This window comes from Daejeonella lutea (genome assembly GCF_900168015.1).
Classification (GTDB): Bacteria; Bacteroidota; Bacteroidia; order Sphingobacteriales; family Sphingobacteriaceae; genus Daejeonella; species Daejeonella lutea.
On record NZ_FUYR01000001.1, the window covers coordinates 413,187 to 428,045 of the forward strand.

Here is a 14,859-nt window from a genome sequence, read left to right on the forward strand (position 1 = left end):
AAATAAGATCAACATAATTTATGAGTAAAATAGACGAGACTGAGCAAATGGTAGATTTGCTGCCGTCTTCTGGGCTTCAGGGTAATTTAGCAGCGAAAACATATAACTCCGGCTTCCCCGAGGCACACGATACGTACAATGCGCTTTCTGCTGCAAGTGACGGAAGAATTTACTACGTTTTGTCTTCGGATCAGCTTGAAATAGCAGGTAGAATGTACGTGTATGATCCCGTTAGTGATAAAACTGAGTTGTTAGCCGATCTGGCGGATATTTGTGGTGAGAAACATTTAAAAGTTATACCCCAGGGAAAAAGTCATACCCGCTTTTATGAGTGTAAGGGTAAACTGTTTTTTTCCACGCATGTTGGCTATTATGAGTTAATAGATGGGATGGATCGTTTGCCGGTTAATCCTCCTTCCGGATATGGTCTATATCGAGGGGGACATATCTTGTCATACGATTTAACCTCCGGGAAATTTGAAGATCTTGCAATTCTTCCTCAAGGGGAGGGCATGGTATCCATGACCATGGACTGCGATCGTGCCCACATTTATGGCATCAGCTGGCCGAAGGGTAATTTTATTCATTATGATGTGAATAAGAATGTCCTGAATAATCTAGGTAGGATTTCCGGGAATGGGGAAGGAGGGACGCCAGGCAAGGATTTTCGATCCTTGTGCCGCTCATTGCTGGTAAATCCCAATACTGGCCTGGTTTATTTCTCAACTTCAGAAGGCGATATTTTCTACTACGATAAGGATTCCATTCAAATTAACAAAGTTCAGGATGTTAATCTGCGCTTGGACTATTTCGGAAAATATGATCCCACTCTTCCAGGAAGCATGGGCTACAATTGGAGAAAGATTTTTTGGTACAAACCAGAGAATGCCGCATATGGTGTTCATGGGAACTCCGGCTACTTGTTCAAATTTGAGCCTGGGAAATCTAAATTGGAAATTGTCCGGCGCATAACATCAGAGCTTTCGATGAAAAGCGGGTTGTTTGATCAATTCAGTTACGGTTATCTCGGATTCCAATTGGGACATGATGGCGAGACCATTTATTATCTTACTGGTGGACCAATATACGTTAATGGTAAACGCATAACAGGTGTTGAAAGCATTGCAAAGGGTGCTGCCAGAGGTTTGGAGAACCTGCATCTGATTACGTTCAATATACCTCACAAGCAGTATACTGACCATGGTCCGATATTCTATATTAATGGTGAACGACCCACATATGTCAACTCAATTGCTATAGGTTTGGATGGCGCAATTTATTCTCTTGCACGAGTCACTGAGAATAATCATACTCGAACTGACCTTATCAAAATTGAAAACCCTTTTGTGGAAAATAGATAACAAGTATTTTTTTCCACATAAGCGTTAATTTTTTTTTATTAATTAGATTATTTATTATATTCGGTTACGTAAACAATTTGGCTTGAAGCCTAATTGCTGAGGAAACTAGAGAATCTTTGAGCGGTGATTTAGCTTATCAAAAGTAGCTGTAATTTATCGAGTTTGATTATTGTGAATTTTCGTTATGGTGGTCGAACAGACGGGTAATTTTTTTATCACATATTTTAATTGGTCACATTTTATTTATCCAATCGCGGGCACGTACCCGTAATGCTTATGTCTCTCATTTAATCTGGATTTTAAATTATAAACTATGCTAAAAATTTACACAATGAATTTCAAAAAACAGAGGCTCCTCCCTGCAATCGCAGGGGTTGGGATGCTTATTGTTCTGCTTTTCAGTCTGCCCAAGCAGGTTCTATCGCAAAACTTAAAGACAGTTACCGGAAGGGTGACTGACGCTGGTGAACCTCTTCCCGGAGCTACAGTTAAAGTAAAGGGAACTAACAGGGGTACAACAACGCTTCAAAATGGCACATTCACTATTCAGGCAGCAAACAACGAGACCTTAGTTGTGGGCTTTCTGGGAATGAAAACTCAGGAAGTGGTTGTCGGAACAAGAACAGCAATTAACATTGCCCTGGAGGTAGAGAGTTCTTCTCTTAGTGAAGTTGTAGTTGTAGGATACGGCTCGGTAAAAAAACCTGATCTTACCGGATCGGTGGGAGTTGTTCCAGTAGAAGACATGACTAAAGCGCCTGTGGGTTCTTTTGCGGATGCTTTGGCCGGTCGTGTGGCAGGGGTACAAGTAACTGCCAGTGATGGTCAACCAGGAGGTGGTGTAAATATCACCATCCGTGGAGCTGGATCTTTAACTCAAAGTACTGCACCATTATATGTTGTTGACGGTATGCCGATAGAAGGCCTTGCCCCGGAAAGTATAAACCCTGAGGAGATCGAGTCAATGACCATTCTAAAAGATGCTTCATCCACGGCCATTTATGGTGCCCGGGGCGCGAATGGTGTTATCCTGATTCAAACTAAACGCGGTAAAGCAGGCAAACCTGTTCTCAGCTTTTCGAGTTCATTGGGACTGCAGGCTACACCAAAGAAAATGGAGTTGATGAGCCCCTATGAATTCATAAAATACCAACAGGAACTCAATCCAACACTTGCTACAACTACCGGCTATTTTGCGTACGATCCTGCCCTAGGAAGAAACAAAACACTGGATGATTATAAGGATGTAGAAGGTATTAATTTTCAGGATCACGTTTTAAGAACTGGGGGTATAAATATTAATAACCTTTCTCTTCGGGGTGGTACTGAGCAAAGTCGATATTCAATCTCCGGGTCACTGACTGATGTCTCAGGAACGATCATTAATACTGGTTCAAATCGCTATTCAGGCAGGATCACCCTCGATCAGAACATTAGCAATAAGATCAAAGCGGGTATCACCGGTAATTACAGCGGATTTTCACAAAGCGGACAGGTTGTAAACCAGGGAGCCATACAAAGTACTCCAACGGCATACGTGCTTGCCAGAACGTGGATGTACCGACCGATAACACCAAAAGCAAATTTAGACCTGTTAGAAGAAGTTCTGGACCCAGATGCTGTGAACGCTTCAGATTTCAGGGTTAATCCATTCATAGATCTGGAGAATCAGCACCAGATTGTAAAAAACAATATATTGGATGGAAATGGCTTTGTCACCTACGATATCACAAAGGACCTTCAGTTTAAATCGACGGCCATTGTGCGTCTGGATAAAGAATTTCAGGAACGTTTTTATAATTCAAAAACATCTCAGGGAGGACCTAGTCCAAGCAATACTAACGGTGTAAATGGCTCTGTAAGATCAATACTTCAGAACAGCTTTACCAATGAAAATACATTAAATTATAAGAAGACTTTTAATACTGATCACACGATAACAGGTTTCGGTCTATTTTCAATAAATACCGTAAATACGGCCAACGACGGATACAGTGGTAGACTCTTGCCTAATGAAAATCTGGGTATTGACGGACTTGATGAAGGTGTGTCGTACAATCCGGTTTCAAGTTCCAGTAGAAACAGACTGGCATCTTACGCCACTCGTTGGGATTATAGCTATAAATCAAAGTATCTTGTAACAGCACTCTTCAGAGCCGATGGATCATCTAAATTCATCAACCATTGGGGCTATTTCCCTGGTGCCGCTGTCGCCTGGAACATGCAGAAGGAAGGATTTTTCGCAAAAGCATTTCCTGGCGTGACCACATCAAAGTTAAGAGCAAGTTATGGTAGTAATGGAAATAACAGGGTAGGAGATTTCGATACCTACCGTCGTTTAGCCCAAACCCTTGATGGATATTCTTTCAATAACGGTTCACCTAGTGGAGCAATTAACGTTTCTGCTGTAGGTAATCCTGAATTACAGTGGGAAAAGGTAAACCTGTTAGATATGGGTTACGAATTAGGTTTGTTCAAAGGACGTGTGAATTTCGAGGTTGATGTCTATCGGAAAACCACCGAGAATTTACTTCTGAACGCAACCCTGCCTCCGACTACCGGATACAGTTCAGCAATTAAAAATATTGGACGGCTACGAAACGATGGTCTTGAGTTTACTTTGAATACGGTAAACATCAATAAGAAGGACTTCGGATGGGAGAGTAATATTAATATCAGCTTTAACAAGAACAAGGTTATGCAGCTTACAAGAGGACAGCAAAGCCTGAACTCAAACGTGGCTTATGTTTCTCAGTTCACAAGAGCATTATATACTGCTGAAATTGGTAAGCCTGCTGGTTTAATGATAGGCTATATCTGGGATGGTAATTACCAGTATTCGGATTTCGATGAGACTTCTCCAGGTGTTTATGTTCTTAAGCCAGGTGTTTCAACAAATGGAGCAGCAAGAAATGCTGTGTTTCCCGGAGATATTAAATACAAAGACCTGAATGGTGATGGCACGATGACTGATGCCGACTTTGCAATAATCGGTCGCGGCCAGCCAATACACACTGGTGGATTTTCGAATAACTTTACCTACAAGGCATTTAGTTTGAACGTATTCATGCAATGGTCTTATGGAAATGACATTTACAACGCAAACAGATTGCTGCTCGAGGGTAACAGTAATGGATATGCTAATATAAATCAGTTTGCTAGCTATGTGAACCGTTGGTCACCTGAGAACCAAACAAATGAGAACTACCGCACACGTGGTCAGGGCCCAATTGGTTTCTTCTCTTCAAGAGTTGTTGAAGATGGTTCTTACTTACGTCTAAAAACCGTTGCATTAAATTACGTTCTACCGTCTAAGCTAATTCAGAAAGCCTATTTAAGCAGTCTTAGCTTTAATTTGGCAGCGCAAAACTTATGGACGCTGACTAACTATTCAGGTATGGATCCCGAAGTTTCAACACGTAACAACGTGCTTACCCCAGGGTATGACTATTCATCATATCCTAAGTCACCAACATTGGCTTTCGGTATAAAAGCATCATTCTAGACCAGTATTAATTCGAAAGAAATGAAAACAAAACATTATATATTCGCCATAGTCTTACTGTTAAGCCTGGGCTCATGTAAGAAGTTTCTGGAAACAGAACCTACGGATTTCCTGAATCCAGACAATTACTATGAAACAGAAGCGCAGCTTCAGTTCGCCAGGGCGGGAGCATATTCGCCACTTGGAGCGAACGGCCTTTGGGGTTCCTGGGGAAATTACCTGCTTGGCTTTTCGGCAGATGAGGGATACATGAACCGTGCAACTCTTACTACCGGGCCATGGAATTATTTTTACAGCACCGGTGATCAGTACCTGACCGGGATGTGGTTGAATCTTTTCAACGGAATTAACCGGGTTAACGTAGTACTCGAAAACCTTGATAAAAATCCTGGGATAGCACAATCCAAACGGGATGGTATACGTGGAGAAATGCTTTTCCTGCGAGGCTATTATTATTTCACGCTAGCTCAGTATTTCGGCGGAGTACCTATTAAAACTGCTTCTACAACGTCTGTGGTTGATGTCGATATTGCCCGTAATTCACTGAAAGAAGTATATGAGCAGATTCTGAAAGATATGACAGCAGCAGAGCCTATGGTGCCCTCAATAGCTACCCTTGGCTATTCAGGAGCTATCAATAAATCTGCAGTTCGTGGTTTGCTGGCCCGTGTTAACTTACATATGGCAGGCGAACCGTTAAAAGACAAAACCAGATATGCTGAGGCGGCTAAATGGGCTAAGATGGTTATTGATGATGCAACAGCCGGCCACGCTTTAAATGCCAGCTATCCGCAAATCTTCATCAATCTGGCTCAGGATAAATATGATATTAAAGAAAGTCTTTGGGAAGTTGAGTTTTGGGGTAACGGAACCGATCAGTTCGTGGAAACAACTAATAATGGCTGGATAAACGGACCAACATCAGCCAACCCGGTAGCGAGGGCAGATGCTTACATGAGCATCACATCTAAATTCTATGATGTGTTTGAACCTGGGGACAACCGTAAATTCTGGAATATTCCGTTATTCAATTATACAGGTAACGTTACACCTGCTGTACCGGCTGGTACTAAGACTCTGATTGCTGAACAAACTACAGGGGCTACAAAAAACACACGAACTGTTGGAAAGTATCGTAGGGAATTTGAAACATTGTTACCCAGAGCAGCAACCACTACGCCGCAGAATGTAATATTGCTAAGATTTAGCGACATACTGTTAATGTGGGCCGAAGCGCAAAATGAAATAAGCGGTCCAACACCGGAAGCAATTGAGGCGGTTAACAAAATTAGAAGAAGGGGCTGGTCAACCGGCGTTAAAACGATAACTGTTACAAATGGTGGCGCTGGATATACCACCGCTCCTACGGTAACTTTTTCAGCTGGTGTGGGTGGTAATACAGCAACTGGAGTTGCTACCATCACTGCCGGTCGTGTAACTGCCATCACACTAAACCGTGATGCTACTGGTATTAAATTCAATGAAGAAGGGGACTATGCGACTGCGCCTACAATTACAATAAGCGGCGGGGGAGGAAGCGGAGCAACAGCTACTGCAACCATTCATAGCAAGACAGACGCCAACCTGGCGGCATCTAAAACTTCCAGTAAAGCGGCTTTCCTAACAGCAATCCAGGATGAAAGATATCGAGAGTTAGCGTTTGAGGGTTTGAGGAAAGGCGATTTGTTACGCTGGGGTAATTTCCTTTCTGTTTACCAGGATATGGGTGATCGCCTGCAACAGGATAGCCCTGGGGCTTTCTATGTAAACTGGTACAAAAATGCAAGTGCAAAAGATCTGCTGATGCCAATACCGAACAGCGAAATGTCGACAAACTTGAAAATGACACAAAATCCGGGTTGGTAATAAACTAAATTTTAGAATAGTAAATATGAAATTCAAATATTGTACAATTTTACTGGGTGTACTGTTTATGTCATCCTGTAAAGAAAATCTGGAAATAGGGGTACCCACATTTGATGTGAAGACGGCAAAAACGAGCTACAAGGCTGGTGAGAATGTTGATTTTGACATTACCGGCGGAGAAACCCACATGATCTCATTTTATTCCGGTGAAGTTTTAAAGGAATATGCCTCAAGAGAAGGACGTGTAATTGACGTTTCAAAATCGGGGATAACAGGATCCTTCACCAGTAGTGTCCAGCTTGGAGCTCAAACTAATCAACTTGCGATATTGGCTTCGACAAACTTCAATGGCGATTATAGCAGTGTTGCAAAAGTGAAGGCAGCAACATGGACCGACATTACAAGCAGATTTGCTTTGGGTACTGGTACGGCTTTGCTGGCTTCTGGCAATAAAGATCTTAGCGACCTTGTGGTGGCGGGTAAGCCGCTTTACATTGCCTTTAGATTTCTTACCAAGCCTCAGGCAATTAACGGCCTTACACGCCAATGGTTTATTCAGAGCTTTTCTATAAACAGCAACCTGAAATTGGACAATTCTATTACTCTTCCAATTGTTGATCAGGCTTCTGCGGGTTTTAGGATCATTGACGACAATGCCAACAATGCTGCGAAAGCATTGTCTTCTGTCAGCGCAACAAGGGTGACCCTTCAGGGAAATACTTATTTACACCCGGGTTTGCCTCAGTTCAACCAGAATGATCCTATTTTTGATCCTAAAAATCCTATTTACGACCCGAATTCACCATTATTTTCTGCAACAGCAAAATATGTTCCCTTTGTGCCATTTGATCCAAACAGTCCGTATAATGATCCTGCCACGGAACATTGGGCAGTATCTAAGGGTATTATGATTGACAAGGTAGATTTGGGTCCTGATCGTTCAACACCACTTAAAGGTCTGCCGAATCCAACGATTTCCAAGCACTCATATATCTATACAAAACCTGGAAATTATAAGGCGGTATTTATTGCTGCCAATAATTCAATCGATGGTGACAAAACGGTGATCAAAGAAATCAATTTGACCATAACACCTTAATTTTGTTTGTTGTGTTTTAACATAAAAGGATTAGTCTGCTTCAATAGCCTAATCCTTTTATGTTTAATACGGTTTTTATCTTCGACGTTTTTATCTTCCATAACCTATGACCCTTATCGTCAAGTCTTTCCTGCTCATAGCAATCTTTCTAAATCCGTTTTCCTTCTTTTCTGAAGCCTTTAAAATTCAGAATGAAACTTTCAAATTTTCAGAAATTGGGCGAAAGGCTTCGGTTCCAACTGAAAAACAAAGGAAACAAGTTTTGAAAAAAATGGAACAGGTCATGGGTAAGCTTCCAAGCCGAAGTAAGCTTGTTCCCCTAGATATTAAAATTATAGACAGTGTCAGAGAAAGCAGTTTAACCCGATATAATTTGACTTTTAGTGTCGCGAAAAACGAGCGGATATCAGCTTATCTTTATGTGCCACATCAGGGAACTGTTACCAAAAAAAATGCTGCTATGGTGGTGCTTCATGGAACTGATCCGCTCGGTAAGGGTGTTGTTGATGGCCAGGGTGGAAAGCCAAACCGTGCGCATGCCCGTGAACTTGCAGAAAGAGGTTATGTAGTGATAGCCCCGGATTATCCAAGTTTTGGGGATATGAAAGAGTATAATTTCGAAACAGACAGATATGAGTCGGCGACGATGCAGGGCATTTTTAATCACATGCGATGTGTTGATTTATTGCAAAGCAGAACCGATGTAGATCCTGATAAAATAGGGGTCGCCGGTCTATCGCTTGGCGGGCATAATTCAATGTTTGTGGCAGCATTTGACGAGCGCATAAAGGTTGCAGTTTCTGCAAGCGGCTGGACACAATTTGAATATTATAATATCGGAGATGACGCTATTAAGCGATACGGCGGTCGGCTGGGACCATGGGCGCAAACACGCTATATGCCCCTTTTCAAAACTAAGTACAATTTGGATGGAGACAAGATTCCATTTAACTTCGATGACGTAATTTCTGCTATCGCTCCGAGAGCTTTCTTTTCTGTCTCTCCGATAAACGACGCTAATTTCGATGTGAAAGGTGTTAAAGCTGGAATTGAATTAGCCAAGAAAACTTATGCCGAATATGATGCTGAAGACATGCTTCAGGTCCGTTACCCGGATGCAGGGCATGATTTCCCTGTTTTAAACCGGAAAGAAGCCTATGCTTTTATCGACAAGGTGCTGGGCCACATCCCCAGAATTGCAGAAATAAATTAAAAATCAGTTGACCAAAAATAAACCTATACAAACAAAAGGATGAAAATTCCAGGTATTTACTTAACGCTCTTCTTGCTGGTAGTTTCTATTACAGGAACAGCGCAAAATAATAAGTCACAAACTACTTCGAACAGTTCATGGAGGGTAGGGGTTGCTAAGGTGATCATTACCCCTAAGCAGCCAATGCCGATGGCAGGTTTCGCATCCCGTACTCACTCCTCAGAAGGCAAATTACATGAGCTTTGGGCTAAAGCCCTGGTATTTGAGGATCGACAAGGTAAGAGAGCCGTAATGGTGAGCAGCGACCTCTTAGGCTTTCCAAAAAGTATCTCAGATAACATCAAAAAGCGCATAAAAACCAAATATTCTCTGAACCCTGATCAGATACTTTTGAATAGCTCTCACACTCATTCTGGACCGGTTTTGGGTGAGGCACTGTCAGATATTTATGTACTTGATAACAGTCAGCGGGAAGAAATTAAAAAGTACTCTGCGGCACTCGAGGATATGATAGTTAACATGGTAGGAGTGGGGATCAGAGATCTTGAACCCGCGGATGTGTTTGCACAAAATGGAGTAACAAGATTTCAGGTTAACCGGAGGAATAATAATGCTGCATTATTATCGCAACTTTCAGAATTACAGGGCCCAAATGACTATGCTGTGCCGGTAATAAAAGCCGTGAATGCCAAGGGCGACCTCAAAGCGGTAGCTTTTGGATATGCATGCCACCCAACAGTTTTAAACGGCTATCAATGGTCTGGAGATTATCCCGGTTTTACACAATTAGAGCTCGAAAAAGCGCATCCGGGTACCACAGCGCTCTTCTTTCAGAGTGCAGGGGCCGATCAAAATCCCCTGCCGCGGAACACCGTTCCGCTAGCAAAACAATATGGACGAGAACTTGCAGCCGCGGTTGAACGTGTGCTTGAAGAGGATATGCGGAAACTTGATCCCTTGATCGTGACCACCTACTCAGAATTGCAGTTGCCGCTACAGGCTGCACCAAGCGAAGCTGATCTTATCAAGCGGGCAGCAACTACTGCAAATGCTTATGAGAAAAGATGGGCTGAAAGAATGCTGGCCGAAACTCGTTCCGGACAGAAAATGATTACATCTTATCCTTATCCGGTACAGGTCTGGACCCTCGGCGGCCTTCCGGTGGTAAGCCTTGGTGGAGAGCTGGTGGTAGAATATGCGATAAAAGTTAAGCAAATGCTTGGGCCCGATTCTTTTGTCTTCGGCTATTCTAATGACGTTATGAACTACATTCCCTCATCCACAATCTTGAAAGAGGGGGGCTACGAGGGTGACATTGCCCACGTGGTTTATGGTATGCCTTCAAAATGGCAGACAGGAATTGAAGCAAGTATCATGAATGAGATTTTCAAGCTTGCTAACGAAGCCGGGGTGTTTAAAAATAAGTAACATTATTAGGGTTAAGCACTAGTCTTTTTTTTAATTTCACATTTAATTATATATTTACGTGTACGTTACCGTAAGGCTTCATTATGACCAGATCACTTATTGCCGCATTACTTGCCCTTTTATTATTCAAATCAACTTCGTCAGCATTTACAACACTTTTAGGATGGGATCAACAGCCCAAAAAGGAGTGGATTAAGCTATTTGACGGAAAAAGCCTTGAGGGATGGCATCACTTTAATAATAGGTCTGAAATCAAGAACTGGAAAATTGAAGACGGTGCTCTTGTTTGTCTTGGAGCAAAGGGGCCAAGCGGATCAGGCGATATTATAACTGATCAGGTATTTGAAGATTTTGAACTGCGCTGGGAATGGAAAGTTGACCAAGGCAGCAATAGTGGGGTATTTTATCATATCGTCGAAGATCCTAAGTACAAACGTGCTATTGAAACCTCTCCGGAATATCAAATAATCGATGACATTTCATACCCGGCAAAGCTCGCGCCATCACAACTTACTGGTTCTAATTATGATATGCACGTTGCAGGCTCCAATAAGAAACTTAAACCCGTGGGCGAGTGGAATACCAGTAAGATTGTGTTTAAAAACGGTAAGGTGGAACATTGGCTGAACGGCAATAGAATAGTTAAGTTTAAAGCCTGGAGTGAAGATTGGAAGAATCGAAAAGCTGCCAGTAAATGGAAAGATTTCCCTGATTATGGTATGTCTGGCAAGGGCAATATAGGCTTGCAGGATCATGGAAATAAGGCTTATTTTAAGAATATAGAAATACGGGAGTTATAATTAAACATTAAAAGAAATTCTATACGCATGCATATCAATAAAACTTGTTCGTCCTTAAAAGTGCCAGTCCTTGTTATTAGCTGCTGCGCACTGTTATTTGCCAATAGTTGTAATACCAAAACAGAATCTATGGATAAAGCTGATGAAAAAATACGTATCGTAACTCTGGATCCGGGACATTTTCATGCAGCTCTTTTGCAGAAATCGATGTACAATGAGATCGATTCCGTGGTTCACGTATATGCGCCTGAAGGATCTGAAGTAGATAACCACATGAAACTTGTGGAAAGCTATAATACCCGCCCTGACAATCCTACTTCCTGGAAAACAGAGATGTATAAAGGAAATGATTACCTGGATAAAATGTTCAAGGACAAAGCCGGTAATGTGGTAATCATATCTGGAAATAATAAAAGTAAGTCTAAGTATATCACTATGGCAATTGATTCAGGAATGAATGTCCTTGCTGATAAGCCGCTTGCAATTGATGGCGACGGCTTTAAGTCGCTGGAAAAAGCTTTCGCCGCCGCCGAAAGGAATAATGTCCTGCTGTATGATATCATGACTGAGAGATACAATATTTATTATATCCTCCAGCGGGAACTCAGCCTGGATAAGGAGTTATTTGGGACTCTGGAAAAAGGGACACCTGATAATCCGGGTATCCAACAGCAAAGCGTGCATCATTTTTACAAAAATGTTTCCGGTAAGCCGCTTGTCAGGCCTGTATGGTTTTTCGATGTAGAACAGGAAGGACATGGCCTGGTTGACATCACCACGCACATGGTCGACATGATCCAATGGCAATGTTTTCCGGAGATAGCCTTAGATTACAAAAAAGATATTACAATGCTTTCGGCAAGGGAATGGGCAACGTCGATCAGTCCTGCGCAGTTTACTAAATCAACCACCCGGGAACAATTCCCGGATTTTTTGCAGAAATACGTGAAAAACAATCAGCTTGAAGTTTTGTCCAATGGCGAGATGAATTATAAGCTGAAGGATATTCACGCACGGGTGTCGATTCAATGGAATTTTGAATCGCCACAAGGATCTGGTGATACTCATTTTGCTCAGATGAGGGGAACTAAGGCAAATTTAATAATCAAACAGGGTGAGGAGCAGGGTTATAAACCAGTTGTTTATATCGACCCGCTGAACAATTCAGAGCAGAGTGTTAATGATGCTATTGCGAGACTGCAAAAAAAATACGCTGGTGTTTCTGTTAAAAAAGCTGGAAAGTTGTGGGAAGTAGTTATTCCTGAAAAATTAAAAGTAGGTCATGAGGATCATTTTGCTGAAGTTGCAAAAAAATATCTTGGTTACCTTAAAACGAAGCAGTTGCCTGCATGGGAAGTTCCCAATATGCTGTCAAAATACTATACCACAACTCAGGCCCTGGAAATGGCCAGGAAGAAGTAATCCCGTAAAAGAATACACTGATACATTTATATATTTTTTTGAATGACTGAATTAGATTTATTAGAACAAGAGTTACTAAAACCTTCCGACGCCCTTGTTGCGGATATTGCTAAGATTGAGGGCGATATTATAATTCTGGGTGTAGGTGGAAAGATGGGTCCCAGTATGGCTAAGCTAGCGCGTAAAGCGATAGATAAGGCCGGGATAACTAAACGAGTAATTGGCATCTCAAGGTTTTCAGAAGCGGGGACGCGTGAAGAGCTGGAAGCTGAGGGTATTGAAACGATTGTTGCTGATCTCTTGAATGAAGATGACCTGGCATCATTGCCGGATGCTCCTAATATTCTTTACCTTGCTGGTACAAAATTCGGCACCACCGGGAAAGAGCCATTTACCTGGGCAATGAATTCATACTTGCCGGGGAGAGTTGCCGAGAGATACAAAAACTCACGAATTGTGGCATTCTCTACAGGGAATGTTTATCCGTTTGTGCCGATCAATTCTGGGGGACTGTCAGAAGAAGTGACGCCGGCACCGGTAGGTGAATACGGACAATCTTGTCTGGGGCGTGAACGTGTATTCCAATATTTTTCTGAGCGCTACAAAATCCCGACACTCATTTACAGATTAAATTATGCTATCGATCTGCGCTACGGCGTTATGCTTGAAATTGCTAAGTCGGTAATGGCCGACAAACCAATTGACCTGACAACCGGGAATGTGAATGTGATCTGGCAGGGCGATGCGAATGAAATAGCTATCAGGTCCTTACTGCATTGTGATGTGCCTGCCAATATTTTAAATGTAACAGGACCCGAAACCTTGTCAGTAAAATGGCTGGCAGAACAATTCGGCCTGTTACTGGATAAAAAACCCCAGTTTGTAAACGAGATCCAGCCAATGGCCTTATTGAATAATGCGTCAAAAGCTCACAAGTTATTCGGGTACCCAAGAGTTACGGTGCGCCAGATGATTGAAATGACTGTCGCATGGCTTCAGGCTGGTGGCAAAACAATAAATAAACCAACGCATTTCCAGGAGAGAAAAGGCCAGTTCTAAAATTTACTACAATACCAAGCATGTCATCAAAAACACTAAAACCTGAACTTAAATCCTTGTTAAAAAGCGGAACGGTTATTCCAGCCCACCCACTGGCTTTAAATGAGTCCCGACAGTTTGATGAAGAGCGTCAACGCGGTTTAACCAGATACTACATGGCTTCAGGCGCAGGCGGAGTTGCTGTAGGAGTTCATTCTACTCAGTTTGAAATACGGGATCTTAATATTAACCTTTTCGATACAGTTCTACGAGTTGCATCGGAGGAAATTGACGCGGCTTCCCTTGATCGTCCTTTTATTAAAGTTGCCGGGATTTGCGGTCCCACTGCGCAGGCAATTGCAGAAGCAGAGACAGCCTTGAAATATGGATACGATATGGGTTTATTGAGCATGGGCGGTTTACAAGACTGGACAGAAAAAGATATCCTTCAAAGAGTACGGGCTGTGGCTGACATAATACCAGTTGTTGGTTTTTATCTGCAGCCATCTGTAGGAGGGCGTATTTTTACGTATGAATTTTGGAAGGAATTCGCCGAAATCAAAAATATTGAAGCCATTAAAGTTGCAGCATTTAACCGATACCAAACCTTGGACGTTGTGAGAGCAGTTTGTTCCTCAAGCAGGGCAGAGGAAATTGATTTGTACACGGGTAATGATGACAACATTGTAGCCGACCTGTTAACGACATACAGTTTTGAAGTTAACGGAAAAACTGTACAAAAAGAGTTTGTTGGTGGCCTCCTTGGGCATTGGGCGGTTTGGACGCACAAAGCAGTTCAGTTGTTGCAGGAAATTAAAGCGTGCAAAGCAAACGGGAATAAAGACCTTGCACAACTTCTTACAAAGGGAATTGATGTGACCGATATGAACGCTGCAATCTTTGATCCGGCGCATAGCTTTCACGGGTGTATTCCAGGAATTCATGAAGTTCTGCGTCGTCAAGGCCTGTTAGAAGGACGCTGGTGCCTCAATCCAAACGAAGAGTTATCTGCAGGACAGATGGAAGAAATCGACAGAGTATGTAAAGCTTATCCTGAACTCACAGACGATGACTTTGTGAAAGAATTACTGGCCCGCTGAAGGGAACAACACCAGAACCTTATGCTG

10 protein-coding genes are annotated in these 14,859 nt (G+C 42.4%); all 10 read left to right on the plus strand.

Going from position 1 to position 14,859, the window contains the following annotated elements; genetic code table 11:
* Positions 1-20: 20 nt before the first annotated feature.
* The 10 genes from B5X60_RS18200 to B5X60_RS01970 all read left to right on the plus strand — a co-directional run bounded on the left by B5X60_RS18200 (position 21) and on the right by B5X60_RS01970 (position 14,832).
* Positions 21-1,361, plus strand: coding sequence for a hypothetical protein (locus tag B5X60_RS18200; protein WP_245803445.1), 1,341 nt, complete (start codon positions 21-23; stop codon positions 1,359-1,361).
* A 331-nt stretch (positions 1,362-1,692) separates the two neighbouring features.
* Entirely contained in the window at positions 1,693-4,866 is a 3,174-nt protein-coding gene (locus B5X60_RS01930; protein WP_079700890.1) for a SusC/RagA family TonB-linked outer membrane protein, read from the plus strand.
* Between the two features lie 21 nt (positions 4,867-4,887).
* Complete coding sequence (locus B5X60_RS01935; protein WP_079700892.1) at positions 4,888-6,732, plus strand: RagB/SusD family nutrient uptake outer membrane protein; 1,845 nt, start codon at positions 4,888-4,890, stop codon at positions 6,730-6,732.
* A 25-nt stretch (positions 6,733-6,757) separates the two neighbouring features.
* A complete protein-coding gene (locus tag B5X60_RS01940; protein WP_079700893.1) occupies positions 6,758-7,831 on the plus strand; it encodes a DUF5017 domain-containing protein in 1,074 nt (357 codons plus the stop codon).
* Between the two features lie 106 nt (positions 7,832-7,937).
* Positions 7,938-9,044: an alpha/beta hydrolase gene (locus tag B5X60_RS01945; protein WP_079700895.1), complete on the plus strand. Its 1,107-nt coding sequence runs from the start codon at positions 7,938-7,940 to the stop codon at positions 9,042-9,044.
* Positions 9,045-9,083: 39 nt separating this feature from the next.
* The gene (locus tag B5X60_RS01950; RefSeq protein ID WP_079700896.1) at positions 9,084-10,472 is read left to right on the plus strand and encodes a neutral/alkaline non-lysosomal ceramidase N-terminal domain-containing protein; all 1,389 of its coding nucleotides are present in this window, start codon (positions 9,084-9,086) and stop codon (positions 10,470-10,472) included.
* 83 nt (positions 10,473-10,555) lie between these two features.
* Positions 10,556-11,272, plus strand: coding sequence for a 3-keto-disaccharide hydrolase (locus B5X60_RS01955; protein ID WP_079700897.1), 717 nt, complete (start codon positions 10,556-10,558; stop codon positions 11,270-11,272).
* A gap of 129 nt (positions 11,273-11,401) precedes the next feature.
* Positions 11,402-12,694 (plus strand): putative oxidoreductase C-terminal domain-containing protein, encoded by a 1,293-nt coding sequence (locus B5X60_RS01960; protein WP_245803446.1) that lies wholly within the window; start codon positions 11,402-11,404, stop codon positions 12,692-12,694.
* Between the two features lie 42 nt (positions 12,695-12,736).
* Positions 12,737-13,753, plus strand: a complete 1,017-nt coding sequence (locus B5X60_RS01965) for an NAD-dependent epimerase/dehydratase family protein (protein WP_079700899.1) — start codon at positions 12,737-12,739, stop codon at positions 13,751-13,753.
* A 20-nt stretch (positions 13,754-13,773) separates the two neighbouring features.
* The gene (locus B5X60_RS01970; RefSeq protein ID WP_079700900.1) at positions 13,774-14,832 is read left to right on the plus strand and encodes a dihydrodipicolinate synthase family protein; all 1,059 of its coding nucleotides are present in this window, start codon (positions 13,774-13,776) and stop codon (positions 14,830-14,832) included.
* Positions 14,833-14,859: the final 27 nt, after the last annotated feature.

What these genes read in the sequence shown, in the direction of transcription:
- B5X60_RS18200 (WP_245803445.1), top strand. Translation starts at nt 21, where the DNA reads ATGAGTAAAATAGACGAGACTGAGCAAATGGTAGATTTGCTGCCGTCT.
- B5X60_RS01930 (WP_079700890.1), top strand. Translation starts at nt 1,693, where the DNA reads ATGAATTTCAAAAAACAGAGGCTCCTCCCTGCAATCGCAGGGGTTGGG.
- B5X60_RS01935 (WP_079700892.1), top strand. Translation starts at nt 4,888, where the DNA reads ATGAAAACAAAACATTATATATTCGCCATAGTCTTACTGTTAAGCCTG.
- B5X60_RS01940 (WP_079700893.1), top strand. Translation starts at nt 6,758, where the DNA reads ATGAAATTCAAATATTGTACAATTTTACTGGGTGTACTGTTTATGTCA.
- B5X60_RS01945 (WP_079700895.1), top strand. Translation starts at nt 7,938, where the DNA reads ATGACCCTTATCGTCAAGTCTTTCCTGCTCATAGCAATCTTTCTAAAT.
- B5X60_RS01950 (WP_079700896.1), top strand. Translation starts at nt 9,084, where the DNA reads ATGAAAATTCCAGGTATTTACTTAACGCTCTTCTTGCTGGTAGTTTCT.
- B5X60_RS01955 (WP_079700897.1), top strand. Translation starts at nt 10,556, where the DNA reads ATGACCAGATCACTTATTGCCGCATTACTTGCCCTTTTATTATTCAAA.
- B5X60_RS01960 (WP_245803446.1), top strand. Translation starts at nt 11,402, where the DNA reads ATGGATAAAGCTGATGAAAAAATACGTATCGTAACTCTGGATCCGGGA.
- B5X60_RS01965 (WP_079700899.1), top strand. Translation starts at nt 12,737, where the DNA reads ATGACTGAATTAGATTTATTAGAACAAGAGTTACTAAAACCTTCCGAC.
- B5X60_RS01970 (WP_079700900.1), top strand. Translation starts at nt 13,774, where the DNA reads ATGTCATCAAAAACACTAAAACCTGAACTTAAATCCTTGTTAAAAAGC.